Origin of the sequence: Amycolatopsis sp. EV170708-02-1 (assembly GCF_022479115.1) — a bacterium.
Taxonomy (GTDB): Bacteria; Actinomycetota; Actinomycetes; order Mycobacteriales; family Pseudonocardiaceae; genus Amycolatopsis.
Map to the genome: position 1 here is coordinate 6,674,429 of NZ_CP092497.1, position 15,295 is coordinate 6,689,723.

At 69.4% G+C, this 15,295-nt stretch carries 10 protein-coding genes; 7 read left to right on the top strand and 3 right to left on the bottom strand.

The features are described 5' to 3' along the window. The first annotated feature begins 186 nt into the window (after window positions 1-186). Complete coding sequence (locus tag MJQ72_RS30340; RefSeq protein WP_240594473.1) at window positions 187-4,215, top strand: S8 family peptidase; 4,029 nt, start codon at window positions 187-189, stop codon at window positions 4,213-4,215. Here MJQ72_RS30340 and MJQ72_RS30345 read toward each other — a convergent pair. Both MJQ72_RS30345 and MJQ72_RS30350 read right to left on the bottom strand, forming a co-directional pair. Then, on the bottom strand, window positions 4,178-5,212 hold the full coding sequence (locus MJQ72_RS30345; RefSeq protein WP_396427015.1) for a helix-turn-helix domain-containing protein: 1,035 nt from the start codon (window positions 5,210-5,212) through the stop codon (window positions 4,178-4,180). The two genes, MJQ72_RS30340 and MJQ72_RS30345, sit on opposite strands and share 38 nt — an antisense overlap. A 98-nt stretch (window positions 5,213-5,310) precedes the next feature. After that, a complete protein-coding gene (locus MJQ72_RS30350) occupies window positions 5,311-6,003 on the bottom strand; it encodes a GntR family transcriptional regulator (RefSeq protein WP_240594475.1) in 693 nt (230 codons plus the stop codon). A gap of 66 nt (window positions 6,004-6,069) precedes the next feature. Here MJQ72_RS30350 and MJQ72_RS30355 point away from each other — a divergent pair, with 66 nt between their 5' ends. From MJQ72_RS30355 to MJQ72_RS30380, 6 genes are all read left to right on the top strand, one after another. Continuing rightward, window positions 6,070-6,906 carry an enoyl-CoA hydratase/isomerase family protein gene (locus MJQ72_RS30355; RefSeq protein ID WP_240594476.1) on the top strand — a complete coding sequence of 279 codons (837 nt, stop codon included), beginning with the start codon at window positions 6,070-6,072 and terminating at the stop codon, window positions 6,904-6,906. Next, window positions 6,903-9,068: an acetate--CoA ligase family protein gene (locus MJQ72_RS30360; RefSeq protein WP_240594477.1), complete on the top strand. Its 2,166-nt coding sequence runs from the start codon at window positions 6,903-6,905 to the stop codon at window positions 9,066-9,068. Before MJQ72_RS30355 ends, MJQ72_RS30360 begins: the two co-directional genes overlap by 4 nt. Window positions 9,069-9,077: 9 nt before the next feature. Next, window positions 9,078-10,406 (top strand): MFS transporter, encoded by a 1,329-nt coding sequence (locus MJQ72_RS30365; protein ID WP_240594478.1) that lies wholly within the window; start codon window positions 9,078-9,080, stop codon window positions 10,404-10,406. A 388-nt stretch (window positions 10,407-10,794) separates the two neighbouring features. Then, window positions 10,795-11,418, top strand: coding sequence for a DUF1345 domain-containing protein (locus MJQ72_RS30370; RefSeq protein ID WP_240594479.1), 624 nt, complete (start codon window positions 10,795-10,797; stop codon window positions 11,416-11,418). A 23-nt stretch (window positions 11,419-11,441) separates the two neighbouring features. After that, window positions 11,442-13,052 carry an alpha/beta fold hydrolase gene (locus tag MJQ72_RS30375; RefSeq protein ID WP_240594480.1) on the top strand — a complete coding sequence of 537 codons (1,611 nt, stop codon included), beginning with the start codon at window positions 11,442-11,444 and terminating at the stop codon, window positions 13,050-13,052. Window positions 13,053-13,365: 313 nt separating this feature from the next. Next, window positions 13,366-14,169: a hypothetical protein gene (locus MJQ72_RS30380; RefSeq protein WP_240594481.1), complete on the top strand. Its 804-nt coding sequence runs from the start codon at window positions 13,366-13,368 to the stop codon at window positions 14,167-14,169. A 139-nt stretch (window positions 14,170-14,308) separates the two neighbouring features. Here the strand turns inward: MJQ72_RS30380 and MJQ72_RS30385 are convergent, their stop codons facing one another. Then, window positions 14,309-15,283: a glycine betaine ABC transporter substrate-binding protein gene (locus MJQ72_RS30385; protein WP_240594482.1), complete on the bottom strand. Its 975-nt coding sequence runs from the start codon at window positions 15,281-15,283 to the stop codon at window positions 14,309-14,311. Window positions 15,284-15,295: the final 12 nt, after the last annotated feature.

Below are 15,295 nucleotides of genomic sequence, written 5' to 3' on the forward strand. Positions count from 1 at the left end.
CCGCCGGCGGTCCGGGCCCTTCCATGGCGGTATCTCGCCAACGGCGACATACCGCCAGCGAGAATTGTGTTCATCTCCGAACTCCTGCCTCATCCTCGGGAAACTCCATCTTCGCGGCGGCCGTGCCCACGGCCGCTTCTCACTATCCGAGGAGCGTGAGGCTCGATGTTCCCCCGTTCCCCTCATATGACGAGACACCCCTGGCACCCGGTGGCGATTTCGGCGGCCTCCGCACTGGTCGCCCTGACCCCTCTCCCGGTGATCGCGGCCGCCGCGACCGCCGCCGTGTCCGGCCCCGTTCCCGTCACCGGGCGGCCGGACGTCCATCGCGTCACGTTGCTCACCGGCGACGTGGTGACCTACGAACGAGACGGCGCCGGGCACGGCACCGCACAGGTCGAACCGGCGGTGCGGCCGGACCGGCCGAGCCCGGCGTTCCAGATCACGAGCACGGCCGAGGGGCTGATGGTGTATCCGTCGGACGCGCTTCCGTTCGTCGGCAAGGGATTGCTGAGCCCGGAGCTGTTCAACGTCACCACGCTCGTCGGAGACCGGCGTGACGACGCGGCGAGCGCCACGATCCCCGTCATCGTGCGCTACGGCGACCGGTCGGGGCTATCGGCTCAGGCCCTCGACGCGAAGGCGAAGACGCTTCCTCAGACCCAGCGGCTCACTCCGCTGGTGACGGCGAACGGAGTGGGGGTACAGGTCAAGAAGGCGGGGACGGGCGAGTTCTGGCGTTCCCTCGTCGCGTTCGACCCGGGCGGGAAACCCGTGCTGAGCCAAGGGATCGCGCAAGTCCGGCTGGACAGGAAGGTCCGGGTGACGCTGGACCGGAGCACCGCGCGGACCGGCGCGCCGTCGGCGTGGAGCGGCGGGTGGACCGGGAAGGGGACCACGGTCGCGGTGGTGGACACCGGGATCGACGAGCACCATCCCGATCTGGCAGGCAAGACGGTCGCCTCCGCGGATTTCAGCGGGGAAGGCGACGTCGTGGACCGCCATGGCCACGGCACCCACGTCGCGTCGATCGTCGCCGGCACCGGCGCGGCCTCGGGTGGCCGGTACAAGGGTGTGGCTCCGGACGCGAATCTGGTGGTGGCCAAGGTTTTCGACGCCTCCGGCGAGGGTGACACCACGCAGGTCATGGCCGGAATCGACTGGGCCGTCGCGCAGGGCGCGAAGGTCGTGAACCTCAGCCTCGGCGCCGGAGTCAGCGACGGGGCCGACCCGATGAGCGAGCAGGTCGACTCGCTTTCGGCGAAGTCCGGCACGCTGTTCGTGGTCGCGGCCGGGAACTCCGGACCGGGCGACCGGACCGTCACGACGCCGGGGGCGGCGACGTCCGCGCTCACCGTCGGGGCGGTCGGCAGGGACGACGAGATCGCGTGGTTCAGCAGCCGCGGCCCGCGGTTGCGGGACGCCTCGGTCAAACCGGAGATCACCGCGCCCGGCGTCGGGATCGTCGCCGCCCGGGCCGCGGACACGGCACTGGGCGAACCGGTGGACGGCTCCTACACCGCCGCGTCGGGCACCTCCATGGCGACTCCGCACGTCGCGGGCGCCGCGGCGATCCTGCTGCAGCAACGGCCGGGGCTGACCTGGCAGGCATTGAAGAACACGCTCGTCACCACGGCCGAGGACGTCGGCCTTCGCTGGTTCGAGCAGGGCGCCGGGCTCCTCGACGTCGCGCGGGCCGTGTCGCAGCAGGCGACCGGCACCGCCGTCGCGAGCTTCGGCCGTAACGAGCGGACGGCCAACGCCTCGGCGCAGGTCGTCCGGCAGCTGTCGTACGCCAACGCCGGGGATCGGCCGCTGGTATTGAACCTGAAGCTGACCGTGCGGCCGTGGGACGGCGGCGCGGCGCCGGGGACCGGGATGCGCCTGGAGAAAACGGAGCTGTCGATCCCGCCGAAGTCGAGCGCCACCGTCGACCTCGCCGTGAATCCGAACGAAGGGACGGCGGGCGTCTACGGCGGCGCCGTGGTGGCGACGACCGCGGACGGGACCAACGCGGTGAGGACGCCGGTGAGCACCTACAACGCGGCCGAACTGTTCCCGGTGACGATCCGGGTCCGGGATTCGGCGGGTGGGCCCGCCCAGGCCGCGTCGGCTCAGCTGATCGACGACGAGGCCGGTGCCGGTAATCGCAACGATCCGTTCCTCGACCAGGTCAGCCAGCAGATCGGCCTGGTCGACGGGGTCGGCCGGGTACTCGTGCCCGCCGGACGCTATTCGGCGCTCGGCTGGGTGATGGAACGCGGGCTGACGGTGCGCCGCTGGTCGGCGATGAGCGCGGCGCAGGTCCCCGTCACGGGCCCGGCGGAGATCGCGCTGAACGCGGCGAACGCCGTCCCCGCCGGGCTGAGCACGCCCACTCCCACCGATCTGCGGGACCGCACGGTGATGCTGCGGCGCGTGATCCCCGGCGGAGCGGGCGTCAACGGCTACATCGGCGAAGCCGGGCTGGTCTCGGGCACGGGCTGGGAAGTGCGAGTGACCCCGGCGGCGGCCACCTCGGCGGGCGCGATCTCGTTGCAGGACAGCGCGACACTGGCCCAGACCGCGGTCGAGCTGCGGATCGCAGGGGGCAGCTCGGCCGTGCTGAACCCGGCATACGACGTGCCGACGTTGACGGCGAAGTCGCCCGGGGAACGAACGCTGCCGGTCGTGTTCGGCGGCGCGGGTGATCTCACCGGCCTCGACGTCCGCGGAAAGGCCGTTCTGGTGAGGATTCCGGTCCCGTCCGGGGCACCGGACCCGGTGGGCGCGGTCTCCGCCGGCATCGCGAACGCGGCACGCGCGGTGTCCGCCGCGGGTGGGGCGGCCTTGATCCCCTACGCCGGTTCACCGGGCTCGCTGAGCGTTCCGGGCCTCAGCAGCGCGGTGGTGCCGACCTTGTCCCTCGGCTGGGACGAAGGCGAAAGGCTGCGGACCGCCGGTGCCGTTTCGGTGCGCTTGCTGGTGCGCGCGGCTCCGGACGTGATGTACAACCTCAGCTACCTCGACGCCAACGGGGTGCCGAAGGAGCTCGTCCGGCGGGTCGACCAGAAGACCTTGGTCGCCACGAAAACCGGCTACCAGGCCGAAAAACCGGGGCTGACCGGGCAGAAGAACTGGTACGCCTTCCCGACCGGCCGGTGGAAGACGCAGGCGGTGCAGGGCACGAAGATCCCGGTTCCCGGCGCGTGGACCGAATACACCGGCCCGGCGGACGATCGGCTGGTCTGGAAACGGGTCGTCACGCTGTCCGGCGACGACGCCGCGGGCCGTCGCGCCGCGCTGAGCATGAACGCGCAGAACATCTACCGCCCGGGCGAGCGGTCGAGGCCGGACGAGTACTGGTTCCGCGCACCGCTGCACAGCGGCGCGGTGGAACTGCCCGCCGACCATCCGGCCCGCTATCCGGCGACGGCCACGGGCTGGGCGGTGCTGTGCTCGATGTGCCGGGGCGGCACGGATCCCGATCTGTTCGTTCCGGGCCTGCAATGGATGGACGGCACGGCCGGTGCCGGTTCGGGCGGGCATTACTCGAATCCCTACGAGAACGCGCGGTACTTCGCGGCGACCACGGCGCGGCTGTACCGCGACGGGACCGAGATCCCGCGCTCCAATGCGGACGATCCGCTCGCGCTCATCCCGGAGTTCCGGCTCGCGCCCGTCCCCGCCACCTACCGGCTGGACGTGACCGACGTGATGCCCGGCCAGGCGCAGGTCGGCGTCCCGAGCGGAGCACTGTTCCAGCACGCCCCGAGGACGGATACGTCGTGGACGTTCGCCTCGGCACGGTCCGACGCCGCAGCACCGCTCGGGTTCTCCTGCCACGGTTCGGGCAGGTCGTGTTCCTTCCAGCCGCTCATCCGGCTGGACCACCGGCTGCCGCTGGATCTCGGCGGCCGCGCCCCGGCCGGACGTCCGTTCACCTACAACATGTTCGCCGGCTCGCACAGCGGCGCACGGGGCGGCGGACCGGTGACGCGGCTGACGGTCTCGGCGTCGACGGACGGCGGGCGCACCTGGACGGCGGCGGCCGTCCGTCCGGACGGGAACGGGCTGTGGTCGGTGACGGTGACCCATCCGCGGCTCGCGGCGACCGACGGGTTCGTCTGGCTGCGGTCTGAAGCACGGGACGGCTCGGGCAACACCGTGACGCAGACGGTCCAGCGGGCCTACGCGCTCACGGACGCGGCGAAGGTGAACCCGCGCGCTCGCTGACGTCGTCCTCGATCGCGGGCTGGGCCGACGGCAAGGTGACCCAGCCCCGGGTGGCGACCTGGAGCCCGGCCTGGAACCGGGTGGTCGCGCCGAGCGCGGTCATGAGATCGCGGAGACGCCGCTGGAAAGTCCGGTAGCTCATGCCGAGCTGCTTCGCGATGCTCCGGTCCGGCAGCCCCGTGGTCAGCAAGGCGAGCAGGCGGGCGTCGTCGGAGGGCGCGACGTCCGCCAGTTCGGCCGAACCGGGCAGGCGCAGCGGAAGCCCGCTCTGCCAAAGGAAGGCGAAGACCGCGCCGAGCGCGTCGAGCAGAGCGCACGGGTGGATCACCAGTGCCGCGCCGACCTCGGGGAGATCGGAACGCAGCGGCACCAGCCCGACCCGCTGATCGACCACGATCATCTTGAGCGGGGCGGTGGTGACCACGCGGGCCTCCTCGCCGAGGGCGAGGCCCGCCTCGAGGTCGGACGACAGGTCGTGCATTTCCAGCGCGCTGCGCTCGTAGACGCCGCGAAAGCGCACACCCCGGCCGAGGAGATCACGTTCGGCGGGGTGCAGCACACTCGGCGTTCGCGCGTAAGGCGGTTTGTCGACGAAAGCGACCTCCCGCTCGGCCGAGCGCAGCAGCTGCTCCGCCCGCTCGGCGATGAGCGCGTCGCCGTGGATCACCTCGATGAGATCGACCGGGCGTTCGCCGGAGGTCGCCCGGTACCGCTCGCGCAACCGGTCGGCGACCAGCCGCGCGCTCGCGAGTTCCCGCTCCTTCAGCCGGAGCATCGCCTCCAGCGCGATCTCCGGCCGCACCGCCGAATACGCCGCCACCGGGCCGGGAAGCTTGACGAGCAGTCCTTTTTCGGCCAGCGCGCGCAGCACCCGGAGCAGCCGTTGGTGCGGTATCCCTGTGCGTTGCCGGATTTCGGCGACGGTCAGCGAACCGGTGCCGGCGAAAGCATCGTAGACCTCGACGTCGGTTTCACTCAGACCGATGATGTCCAGCAAATCGTCTCCCGCCGCAGCCGCGGTCGCCTTCACCCGACCATACCGCCGGAATCAGGCGGGCAAAAGGCACCGCGTCGCGCGCCGACCGTCCATTGTGGTCAGTCGTACTCGGTGGCGAGCATGTCGCGCAGCCATTCGTGGAAGCGCCGCTCGATGTGCCGCAACGCGGTCTGGGCCGCTTCGGCGTCGCGAGCGAGGCAGGCTTCGGTGAACGCCGCGAACTCACGGCCGAATTCGATCCCGCTGCCGGTGACGACGTGCCGCGCGTGGCGGAGGTAACGCTGCTGGCGCCGCCGCCACGCCATGGCTTCCTCGTAGAGGTGGGCCCGATCGGCCCGCCGGTAGACGAGATCGCGCAGCTGGAAGGACGACTCGACCAACCCCTCCTCGTCCGCGGCACGGACGGCGTCCTCGCGCACGTGTGACAGGCGGGTGATCTCGTCGAGGTCCTCGTCGGTGAGCTTCGGGACGCCGATCTCGATCAGGCGGCGCTCCAGTGCCCCGCAGACCGTCATCACGACTTCGCCGTCCTCTTCGGTCAGCGGCGCGACGCGGCTCCCCAGCCGAGGATGCGAGACCACGAAGCCCTCGGCCTCCAGCCGACGCAGAGCCTGGCGGGCGGGGGTGAGGCTGACCCCGGCCCGGTCGGCGATCGCCGCCATCCGCAGCCGCGTCCCCGGCGTCAGCCGGAGCTGCACGATGTCGTCGCGGAGGGCGTTGACCACCGCCTCCTCGACCGATTGGACCTCGACCCGGGTCGTGTCGAGCGGGTCTTGTGCGGCACGGGTCATGTCGCCTACCGTACCGCACATGATTTTTGATCAAAAATCAAAAGTATCGATCGCAGGAGCGTGACCATGACGCGAGTTCTCGTCACCCGGCGTGATCAGGTGACCCATCTCAGCCTCAACCGTCCGGATCGGCTCAATGTGCTCGATCCGGCCGTCTACGCGGAGCTGTTCGCCGCGCTCGACGCCGCGTATGCCGATCCCGAGGTCCGCGCGATCGTGCTGTCCGGGGCCGGTGAGCACTTCTGCGCGGGGTTCGATCTGGGCGCCTCCGACGACATGGCGGCGCGGGAGCCGGTGTGGGCGCAGTGGGAAGGCATGACCAGCCAGCGCGCGGCGATGGCCGCGATCGGCGACTCGCCGAAGCCGATCGTGGCGGCCGTGCGGGGTTATTGCCTGGGCGGCGGGTTCGAGCTGGCGAACTACTGCGACTTCATCGTCGCCGCCGAGGACACGGTCTTCGGCGAGCCGGAGGTCCGGTTCTCCCTCGTGGCCCATCCACGCTTGCTGTACTTCGTGCCGCTGCGCAAGGCGAAGGAGATCCAGCTGCTGGGCGAGACCTTCGGCGCGGCCGATGCCGAACGCCTGGGCCTGGTCAACGAGGTCGTACCCGCGGAGGAGCTCGAAGACCGCGCGATGGCCTTCGCGCGACGGCTGAGCCGCGTTCCGGCCGAGACCTTCCGCCACACCAAGACGATCATGAGCCGGGTACTGGAAATGCAGGGAATGGGCGTCGTCGAAAGCATGATCGCCAGTGACTTCGTCGTCAGCAAACTGACCGAAACGGCGGACCGCGCCCGATTCCGCGAGATCCGCGAGACACAGGGACTGCGTGCGGCGCTGGCCTGGTCCCGCGCCAAGGACGGTGCAGGAGCGGAAGCCCCGCGGCCGAGCGTGACGCGATGAACGGCGGCATCGACGGCGCGCAGTGGGAATCGTTCACGGCGCCTCGCCGGATCGCGGTGGTGGGGGCGTCGCCCCGGCCGGGCCCGATGAACTTCGCGCAGCGGCTGTCCCGCAACAACGCCCATCTCGGGTTCACCGGCGCGACCTATTTCGTCAACCCCCGCCACGACTCGATCTTCGACCGGCCGTGCTACCCCGATCTGGGGGCACTGCCCGAAAAGCCGGACGTCTGCCTGATCAACACCCCCGCACGGCACGTACTCGGCGCGGTGGACGACGGAATCGCCGCGGGCGTCCGATCGTTCGTCGTGCACTCCGGCGGCTTCGGCGAGACCGGCGCGGAAGGCCATGGCCTGCAAGCGGAGCTGCGGGCACTGTGCGACGAGACGGGGGCCGCACTGATCGGCCCGAACTGTCTCGGGATGTACCACTCGCGCGGGCCGGTCGCCCTCTACGGCGCCGACATCCCGCCCGGGATCCGCCGGGGCGGGCTGGCCGTGCTGTCCGGCAGCGGCTCCGTCTCGGTCGGCATGATGCAGCTGGGCCAGGCCGTCGGCCTGCACAGCGTGGTCTCGACCGGCAACGAAGCCGTCACCACCGCCGAGGACATCCTCGAACACCTCGTCGAGGACCCCGAGGTCACCATCGTCGCCATGTTCGTCGAGGCCCTGCGCCGTCCGGACAAGTTCCGCACCCTCGCGCGCCGCGCCAACGCCCTCGGCAAACCCATCGTCGCCCTCAAAGCGGGAACGTCGGAAAAGGGCGCCGCCGCGGCGGGCAGCCACACCGGGGCGATGGTGGGCACCGGAGCCTCCTATCGGGCCTTGTTCGACGACCTCAACGTCATCGCGGTCGACGACTTCGAGGAACTGCGCGAGACGGTCCGGGCGCTCGCGGTCCTCGGCGGGCGGGGCCCGACGGGCCCCGGCGTGGCGGTCGCCGGGATGTCGGGCGGGAAGCTCTCGGTCGTCGTCGATCTCGCCGAGCGCCTCGGGATGCCCGTCGCTTCCCTGGCGCCCGAGACCATCCACCGGCTCGACGACGCGTTGGCCCTGCCCGCGGGAACCAGTGCCCACAACCCGGTCGACGTCGGCGCCGGCTTCCGCTCCGGGAAGCCGGCCACCGAAAACCTCGCCGACTGCGTGCGAATCCTGGCGTCGGACCCCGTTGTCGGACTGGTGCTGGTCCAGCAGAGCCTCAGCGGCAGCGGTCTCTCGCACGCGTTGGAACGGAGCTGGGCACGCGCGGTCGCCGACGCGGCCGCGGACGTCGCGGAGCCGGTCGTCATCGCCTCCGAATTCCCGGTTCCGCCCGAGCACGGCGAGCCCGATTCCCAGCCCCAGCCGCCCGCCGGCTCCGTCCCGGTGCTCAGCGGCCTGCGGCCCGCGCTGTGCGCGGTACGCGGGCTCACCCGGTGGCATCGACGGGCGAACCGCCCGTGGACTCCCCCTGCGACCACGGGCCCGGCCGTCGATCCCGCGGCGCTCCTCGATCGGCTCCAGGACCGGCACGGGCTGCTCACTCCCGCCGAGACCGAACGGATCCTCACCGCCTACGGCCTGCCCGTCCTGCCCACCCGCCACCTCTCGGCGGAAGCCGAGCTCGACACACTCGACCTCGACTTCCCTGTCGTCGCGAAGGTGGTTTCGCCGGACATCGCGCACAAGAGCGACATCGGCGGCGTCGTTCTCGGCATCGCTTCCCCGGCCGAACTGCGCGCGGCCTACCGCCGCATCGACGACAACGTCCGGAACGCCCGTCCGGACGCCCGTGTCACCGGTGTCCTGGTCGCGCCCCATCTCGACCGCGGCGTCGAGCTGTTCATGGGCAGCCGTGTCGAACCAGGACTCGGCGCCACGGTCGCCGTCGGGCTCGGCGGCACCCTGGTCGAGCTGCTCGGTCACCCCAGCGTGCTGGCCGCCCCGCTCGACCACACCACCGCTCACGAGGCGATCACCCGGATGACCGGCGCGAAGATCCTGGACGGATTCCGCGGCGGGCCCACCGCGGACGTCGGCGGCCTCGCCACCACCCTGTGCCGGCTCGGCAGGCTCACCAGCGACCTCGCCTGCCGCCTCGTCGACGTCGACCTCAATCCGATCATCGTCACCCACGACCATCCCGGCGGCCTCGTCGCGGATGCCAGAATCGTCCTCGACTAGGAGGCACCGATGTCCTCGACGGCGCACGACATCGACACCAAACGATCACGGGTCGTCACCGCGATCGCGATCGGCAACTTCATCGAATGGTTCGAATTCGGCCTCTACGGCTATTTCGCGGTGAGCATCTCCACGACGTTCTTCTCCGGCGCGGCCGAGGGAACGGCGCTCATCTCGACTTTCATGCTGTTCGGGATCGCGTTCGTCAGCCGCCCGATCGGCGCCATCCTGTTCGGCCGCTACGGCGACCGCGCCGGCCGCCGGGGCGCCCTGTCGATCTCCATCATCGGCATGTCGATCGCCACCGCCCTCATCGGCGTGATCCCCGGCGACAAGACCTTCGGCCTGCTCGCCCCCGCGCTGCTGCTCGTGATGCGCCTGGCCCAAGGCTTCTTCGCCGGCGCGGAAATGGGTGGAGCCGTCACCGCGCTGGCCGAATACGCGCCACCCGGGCGCCGGGGCTTCTACTCGGGTTGGAACGGCTTCACCCAGCTCGTCGCCCAGGTGTTCGCCGCGCTCATCGGGACCCTTCTGAGCAGCGTCCTCACCCCGGCGGCACTCGACGGATGGGGCTGGCGGATCCCGTTCCTCCTGGCCCTGCCGCTGGGCCTCGTCGGCCTCTACATGCGCACGAAGCTGGCTGAATCGCCCGAATTCACCAGCGCCGGTCAGGCAGGCCAGACCACGCGCAGCCCGCTGGGCGACGTGCTGCGTCTGCATGGGCGAGCGCTGCTGAAAGTCTGCGGCCTGACCGTCGGACTCACCACGACCACCTACATGCTCGTCGGCTTCTTCCCGTCCTACCTGGTCAAAACCGCCGGGCTGACGTCGCGGCAGATGTTCACCGCGATGCTGATCGGGTTGACCGTCGCCGCCGTCCTCGTCCCGATCTGGGCCCGGCTCTCCGACGCCTACGGCCGCAAGCCCTTCCTCGTCGGCGGTGCGCTCGCGGTCACCGTGCTGACCATCCCGGTGTTCCACCTCGCCGGCAGCGGCGGCTTCACGCCGGCCCTCACCGCCTCGGTGATCGTCGCCGTCCTCCTGTCACCGATGCTGGCCGTGCAAGGCATCGCCGCGGCCGAGCTGTTCCCGACCGCCGTCCGCTACACCGGCGTCTCGATCGGCATCAGCGTCGTCATCTCCCTCATGGGCGGCTCGACACCCTTGATCCTCCACGCCCTCGTGCGCGCCACCGGCAGCAGTATCGTCCCGGCCGTCTACATCACCACCGCGGCGGCGCTCTCCCTGATCGCCGCGCTCACGCTCAAGAACAAGGCGGGCCAGGCCACCACGCCGAACCGGACCGAAAACACCGCGGCCGCACCGACGTCACCCTGAATCACCGCGTGGCCGCGGTCGAGGCCCGTCCCAGCCTCGACCGCGGCCACGCGAATGTCCAAAGTCGACACCGGTGTTCTTCCGCACTTCACCTGGCCGCAAACTCCGGGGCAACGTCCTCGACAGGCGGGGTGAAACCACTCCAAAGAGTGATCCGACTTACCCCGTGAACCTTGTCTTATCACCACGGTTCGAACCGGCACCGATTTTTTTCACCTGCGTGAACACGGATCGCCGGTTTTCCCTGATTCCACAGTGGACACTCAGTGGTCGCGGAATTTCCCGTCTGCTACGTTGCGACAGGCTGAGTGACGAACCCATTTCATGAACGATTTTCGTCCGCTCCTCGCCATCCGGGTGCCGGAACCTTTTCCGAGGAAGTGGGTACATGCTCCGTACTGGCCTCTTGGTCGTCTCACGCGTCATCGAGATAGCGCTGGTGCTGCTGGGTGTGGCCGTCGTCGTCTTCGACAGCGGCGTCTACCTGGCGTTGTGGGATCTGGTCGCGCTCGTCTACCTCGTGATGCGGATGAGGCGGCTGTCCAGGGCGAAACGGGCGAGCGACCCGGCCGACACCGCGTGGCTGCGCTCCACCCTCGGGCGGCGCAGCGGGCTGCTGTTCACCCTGTTCACCAGCCTGGTCGGCATCTCGGCGGGATTAATGATCGTGCTGGACGGAGCCGGCGAACTGGAAGCCGTCGTGGCCAAGCTCATCGGCACTCCCGCAGTGGTCTTCGCGTGGGCCATCCTGCACTTCGGGTACGCCGAACGCTACGCGCGGGACTACTACAACGCGCTGCCGGAGCGGGTTCTGGTCTTTCCGGAGACCGAGCGGCCGACGCTGGTGGAGTTCGCGTACTTCTCGTTCACGCTCGGCACCTCGTTCGCGGTGTCCGATGTGGAGACCAGGGGGACCGCGATCCGGCTGCGGGTTCTCACCCACAGCGTGCTGGCGTTCCTTTACAACACCGCGATCGTCGGTATCGCGGTCGGGGTGATCAGTGGCAAATGATCGAAACAAGGGGAAGGAAGGAAATGGTCCGGAGGAAACTCGTCGCGGTGGTGAGCGTGGCCGCGGTGACCGGTGCGCTCACGATCGCCGTCGCCGGAGTGGCGAACGGCGCACCGGCGGTGGCCTGGTCGCCCTGTACCGAGGAAATCCTGCAACGGTTCGACTGCGCCACGGTCAAGGTACCGATGGACTACTCCCATCCCGACGGCGAGCAGATCTCCATCGCGATCAGCCGGTCCAAGGCCACCGAACCCCAGCGCCGCCGCGGGGTGCTGTTCACCAACCCCGGCGGTCCCGGCGGGACCGGCCGCGACCTGTTGTACAACTACCTCGACACGCCCTTGTCCAAGATGTACGACATCATCGGTATCGACGTCCGCGGGCTGGGTGCCTCGACACCTTTGAACTGCGAGGTGCCGGTCACCCCCGATCCGTGGTCGTCGACGCGTCCGGCTGACACCGAATTCCCGCGCATCACCGAATACGAGAAGCAGTGGGAAGAAGGCTGCGTGCGTGGCGGCGGCCCGTTCCGCCACCATGTGACCACCCCGAACACCGCCCGCGATCTGGACCGCGTCCGCGCGGCACTCGGCGAAGAGAAGATCAACTACCTCGGGGTGTCCTACGGAACGTGGCTCGGCGCGGTCTATGGGCAGCTGTTCCCGCACCGCCTCGACCGCAGCGTGCTCGACTCGTCCCTCGACCCCGGCACCACCTGGCACGACCAGGCCTACGACGTGGTCGACACGACGAAGGCCAACTTCGACAAGTGGGCAGTGTGGACCGCGCGACGCGACTCGACGTTCCACCTCGGCGACACTCCGGGGAAGGTCCGTGCCGCCGTCGACGACATCGCCGGCAGGCTGGCCGCCGGGCCGGTCGGCGGGATCGAGAACCAATCCCAGTTCGACATGATGATCGGCCAGTTCACCCGCTTCCGGCAGGTGTGGGCGTCACTGGCGAAGAACCTGCAGAAGGTGCAGGCCGAACTCCCGCTCCCCACCGGAGACCCGGCACTGGCCGAAAGCAACCGCCGCGCGGCCGCGGCGGCCACCAGGCTCACCGAGCAGGCCACAACCGAGAACGGGGTCTACCGGACCATCCTGTGCGACTGGGCCTGGCCGGCCGACCTGAACAGCTACTACCGCGACATGCGCCAGGTGCGCGACACCGTCCCGTTCGGCAGCACCGTGCCGCAAATGGCGCCGAACAACTGCTTCTTCCACCAAGGCGATCGTGAACCGCTACCCGTGATCGGCAAGGCGCGGTACCCGAAGGGACTCGTCCTGGCCGCCGAAGGCGACACCCAGACCCCGCTGGTCAACGGCCAGGCCATGGCCAAAACCCTCGGCAGTTCGCTGATCGCGGTACGCGGCGAGGGCCAGCACGGCCAGTACGCCGCGGGCGGCGGAGACCCCGACATCCCGGTCAAACGCAATCCCTGCGTCGACGACAAGGTCAACGCTTACCTGATCGACGGGAAACTGCCGCCGCGGCGCACCGACTGCGACAGCGTCAATCGGCCCGCCGCGATCCCCACCGACCCGAAACCGGGCATCGAAGACCTGATCGCCGACCTCGGCAACATCGCCGAACAGCTCCTCCACGCCGTGCTGCCCCGCCCGGCCCGCTGACCGACCGGTACCGCCGGTCCTCTCGACGCGGCCACCGAAAAAGAAGAACGTCCTTGCGCACGAACGAGTTCGGCGGAGGCCGGGGCCTCGGCACCGCCTCCCTCTTCGAAAGGCCTGATTCCCGCGAGATCGTGTTGATCACGGTCGAACGAAAAAACCCACCCGAACAAGCGACTGCGGTCACGGCGCGACGTGAGAAGTATTGGAGCGGACGAACACGCCGACTGGAAGGCCGGACGACAGTGAAGCGCTCGACCGTCATCGCAGTCCGTTCGGGTGGTGCGGCACGACCGGTGCACCGAGGAGCATGGTCATGCTCGTGACCACCCTGATCATCGGGATCGCCCTGCTCGGCGGCCTGGTGACCAACCGTGTCATCCGGGCGCGCAAGTCGGCCGACGACGGCGAATCGCCGTCCGTCACCGACCTGATCAGTCCACTTGAGACCTTCGCGGTGCTGATGCTCGCCTTCGTGATCGTGGTGGCCGCGGAATCCTACGGGGAGGCCGAGGACGGCGCGTCCGCCGAAGCCGAGGTGGTCGATCATTTCTTCGAAACCGCCGAGTATCTTCCCGAGCCTTTCCGCCGGGAATTGCAGGCCGGCGCGGTCTGCTATACGCGCGCCGTGCACGAATTCGAGTGGAAAGCGCTGGCCGACGGACAGTCGGCGAAGGAGCCCAGCGTGTGGTCCTCGGGCTTCCGTGACACGTTCAAGCAGATCCCCGAACGTGACGGCGTCTTCGAGATCCTGGTTCAGGCCGACACCGACCGCTCGGTGGCCCGGTCCACGCGGATCGCCGAAGCCGACCCGTCGATTCCCGACATCGTGTTCTGGTTCATGGCGCTGGCCCTCGCGCTCACCATCGCGGCCTACGCGTACTCGCTGCCGAAGCGCAAAGCCGGATTCCACATCCTCGCCGTGGTGTTGCTCAGCGCGCTGTTCGCCTCGTCCCTGGCCCTCGTGAAGGACATCGACACACCTTTCGGCGGTCTGGTCAGAATCGAGCCCACGCAAATGGAGAAGACCGAGAACGACATCACGGAGGACTTCACGAAGGCCTACGGGCCGGACCGTCTCCCTTGCGACGACCGGGGTCTCCCGGTGGCCGCGCGCTGATTTCCGTGCCGAGCGCGGTATCGAAAGGTACTCACGGGGGTCGTGAGTGGCAATGATCGTTCTAACCATCCTTACCACTCACGACCCCGACACGGCGGCCCGGCTCGGAACCTGCCAGGTTGCCTCACTCCGTGACCGATCAGCTGATGAAGCCCGCCGATTTGAGCCAGTCGCGGGCGACCGTGGCGGGCTTCTGGCCGTCGACGCTGACCTTCTTGTTCAGGTCCGTGAGCGTCGCGGTGTCGAGCTTCGCGGCGATCGGCGTGAAGACCTCCTCCAGCTGCGGATATTTCTGGGCGAGCGGGGTGGCGATCGTGATCGCGGGGTTGTACGTCGGGAAGAAGTGCTTGTCGTCCTCCAGCACGGTGAGGTTCTGCCCGGCCACGCGCCCGTCGGTGGAGGCGACCGAGCCGAAGCCGCACGGTTCCCCCTTGCCGATGCTCGGGTAGACGACGGCGTCGTTGAGCAGGTGCACGTGCGGGTCGGGCAGGGTGAACCCGTAGGTCTTCGCCAGGCCGGGGAACCCGTCGTCCCGGCTCTTGAACTCCGGCCCCATACAGGTCGAGGCCGCGGCCGGGTCCCGCTTCACCAGGGCCGCGTAATCGGACAACGTCTTGACACCGGTCCGGGCCAGTGTCGCCGGGTTGCCGGCGAGAGCGTAGGTGTCGTTGGCAGGCGAGCGTGCCCACCACGTGACGCCGTTGGCGATGTCGGCTTGTTTGACCGCGTCGTACTGCGCCTGCGGGTCGCTGATCGGCTCGGTCCGGTTGAGGTAGCTGATCCAGGCGGTGCCGGTGTATTCCCAGTACAGGTCGACCGCGCCGCTGGTGAGCGCCTGGCGGACGTTGCTCGAACCGGTGATGTTGGTCTTGTCCTGCGGGCTCGCCCCGGCCGCTTGCACTGCGACGAGGGCGATCTGGCCGAGCAGCAACTGCTCGTCGAACTCCTTGGAGCTGACGCGGATCTGGGCGCCGTTCAGCGCGTCGATCTTCTTGATGGACCCCGCGCCCACCTGGGCGCCGGTCTGGTCCTCGCCGATCGTGCAGCCAGCCGAGAACGCCGCCGCCACGACGAGGGTGAGCACCGCGGCGGTCGTGCGCTGGAGCATCCGCATGGGTTGGTCCTC

Bases quoted from the DNA above. Each gene is read 5' to 3' on its own strand.
- MJQ72_RS30340 (WP_240594473.1), top strand. From the start codon at position 187: ATGACGAGACACCCCTGGCACCCGGTGGCGATTTCGGCGGCCTCCGCA.
- MJQ72_RS30350 (WP_240594475.1), bottom strand. From the start codon at position 6,003: ATGACCCGTGCCGCACAAGACCCGCTCGACACGACCCGGGTCGAGGTC.
- MJQ72_RS30355 (WP_240594476.1), top strand. From the start codon at position 6,070: ATGACGCGAGTTCTCGTCACCCGGCGTGATCAGGTGACCCATCTCAGC.
- MJQ72_RS30360 (WP_240594477.1), top strand. From the start codon at position 6,903: ATGAACGGCGGCATCGACGGCGCGCAGTGGGAATCGTTCACGGCGCCT.
- MJQ72_RS30365 (WP_240594478.1), top strand. From the start codon at position 9,078: ATGTCCTCGACGGCGCACGACATCGACACCAAACGATCACGGGTCGTC.
- MJQ72_RS30370 (WP_240594479.1), top strand. From the start codon at position 10,795: ATGCTCCGTACTGGCCTCTTGGTCGTCTCACGCGTCATCGAGATAGCG.
- MJQ72_RS30375 (WP_240594480.1), top strand. From the start codon at position 11,442: ATGGTCCGGAGGAAACTCGTCGCGGTGGTGAGCGTGGCCGCGGTGACC.
- MJQ72_RS30380 (WP_240594481.1), top strand. From the start codon at position 13,366: ATGCTCGTGACCACCCTGATCATCGGGATCGCCCTGCTCGGCGGCCTG.
- MJQ72_RS30385 (WP_240594482.1), bottom strand. From the start codon at position 15,283: ATGCGGATGCTCCAGCGCACGACCGCCGCGGTGCTCACCCTCGTCGTG.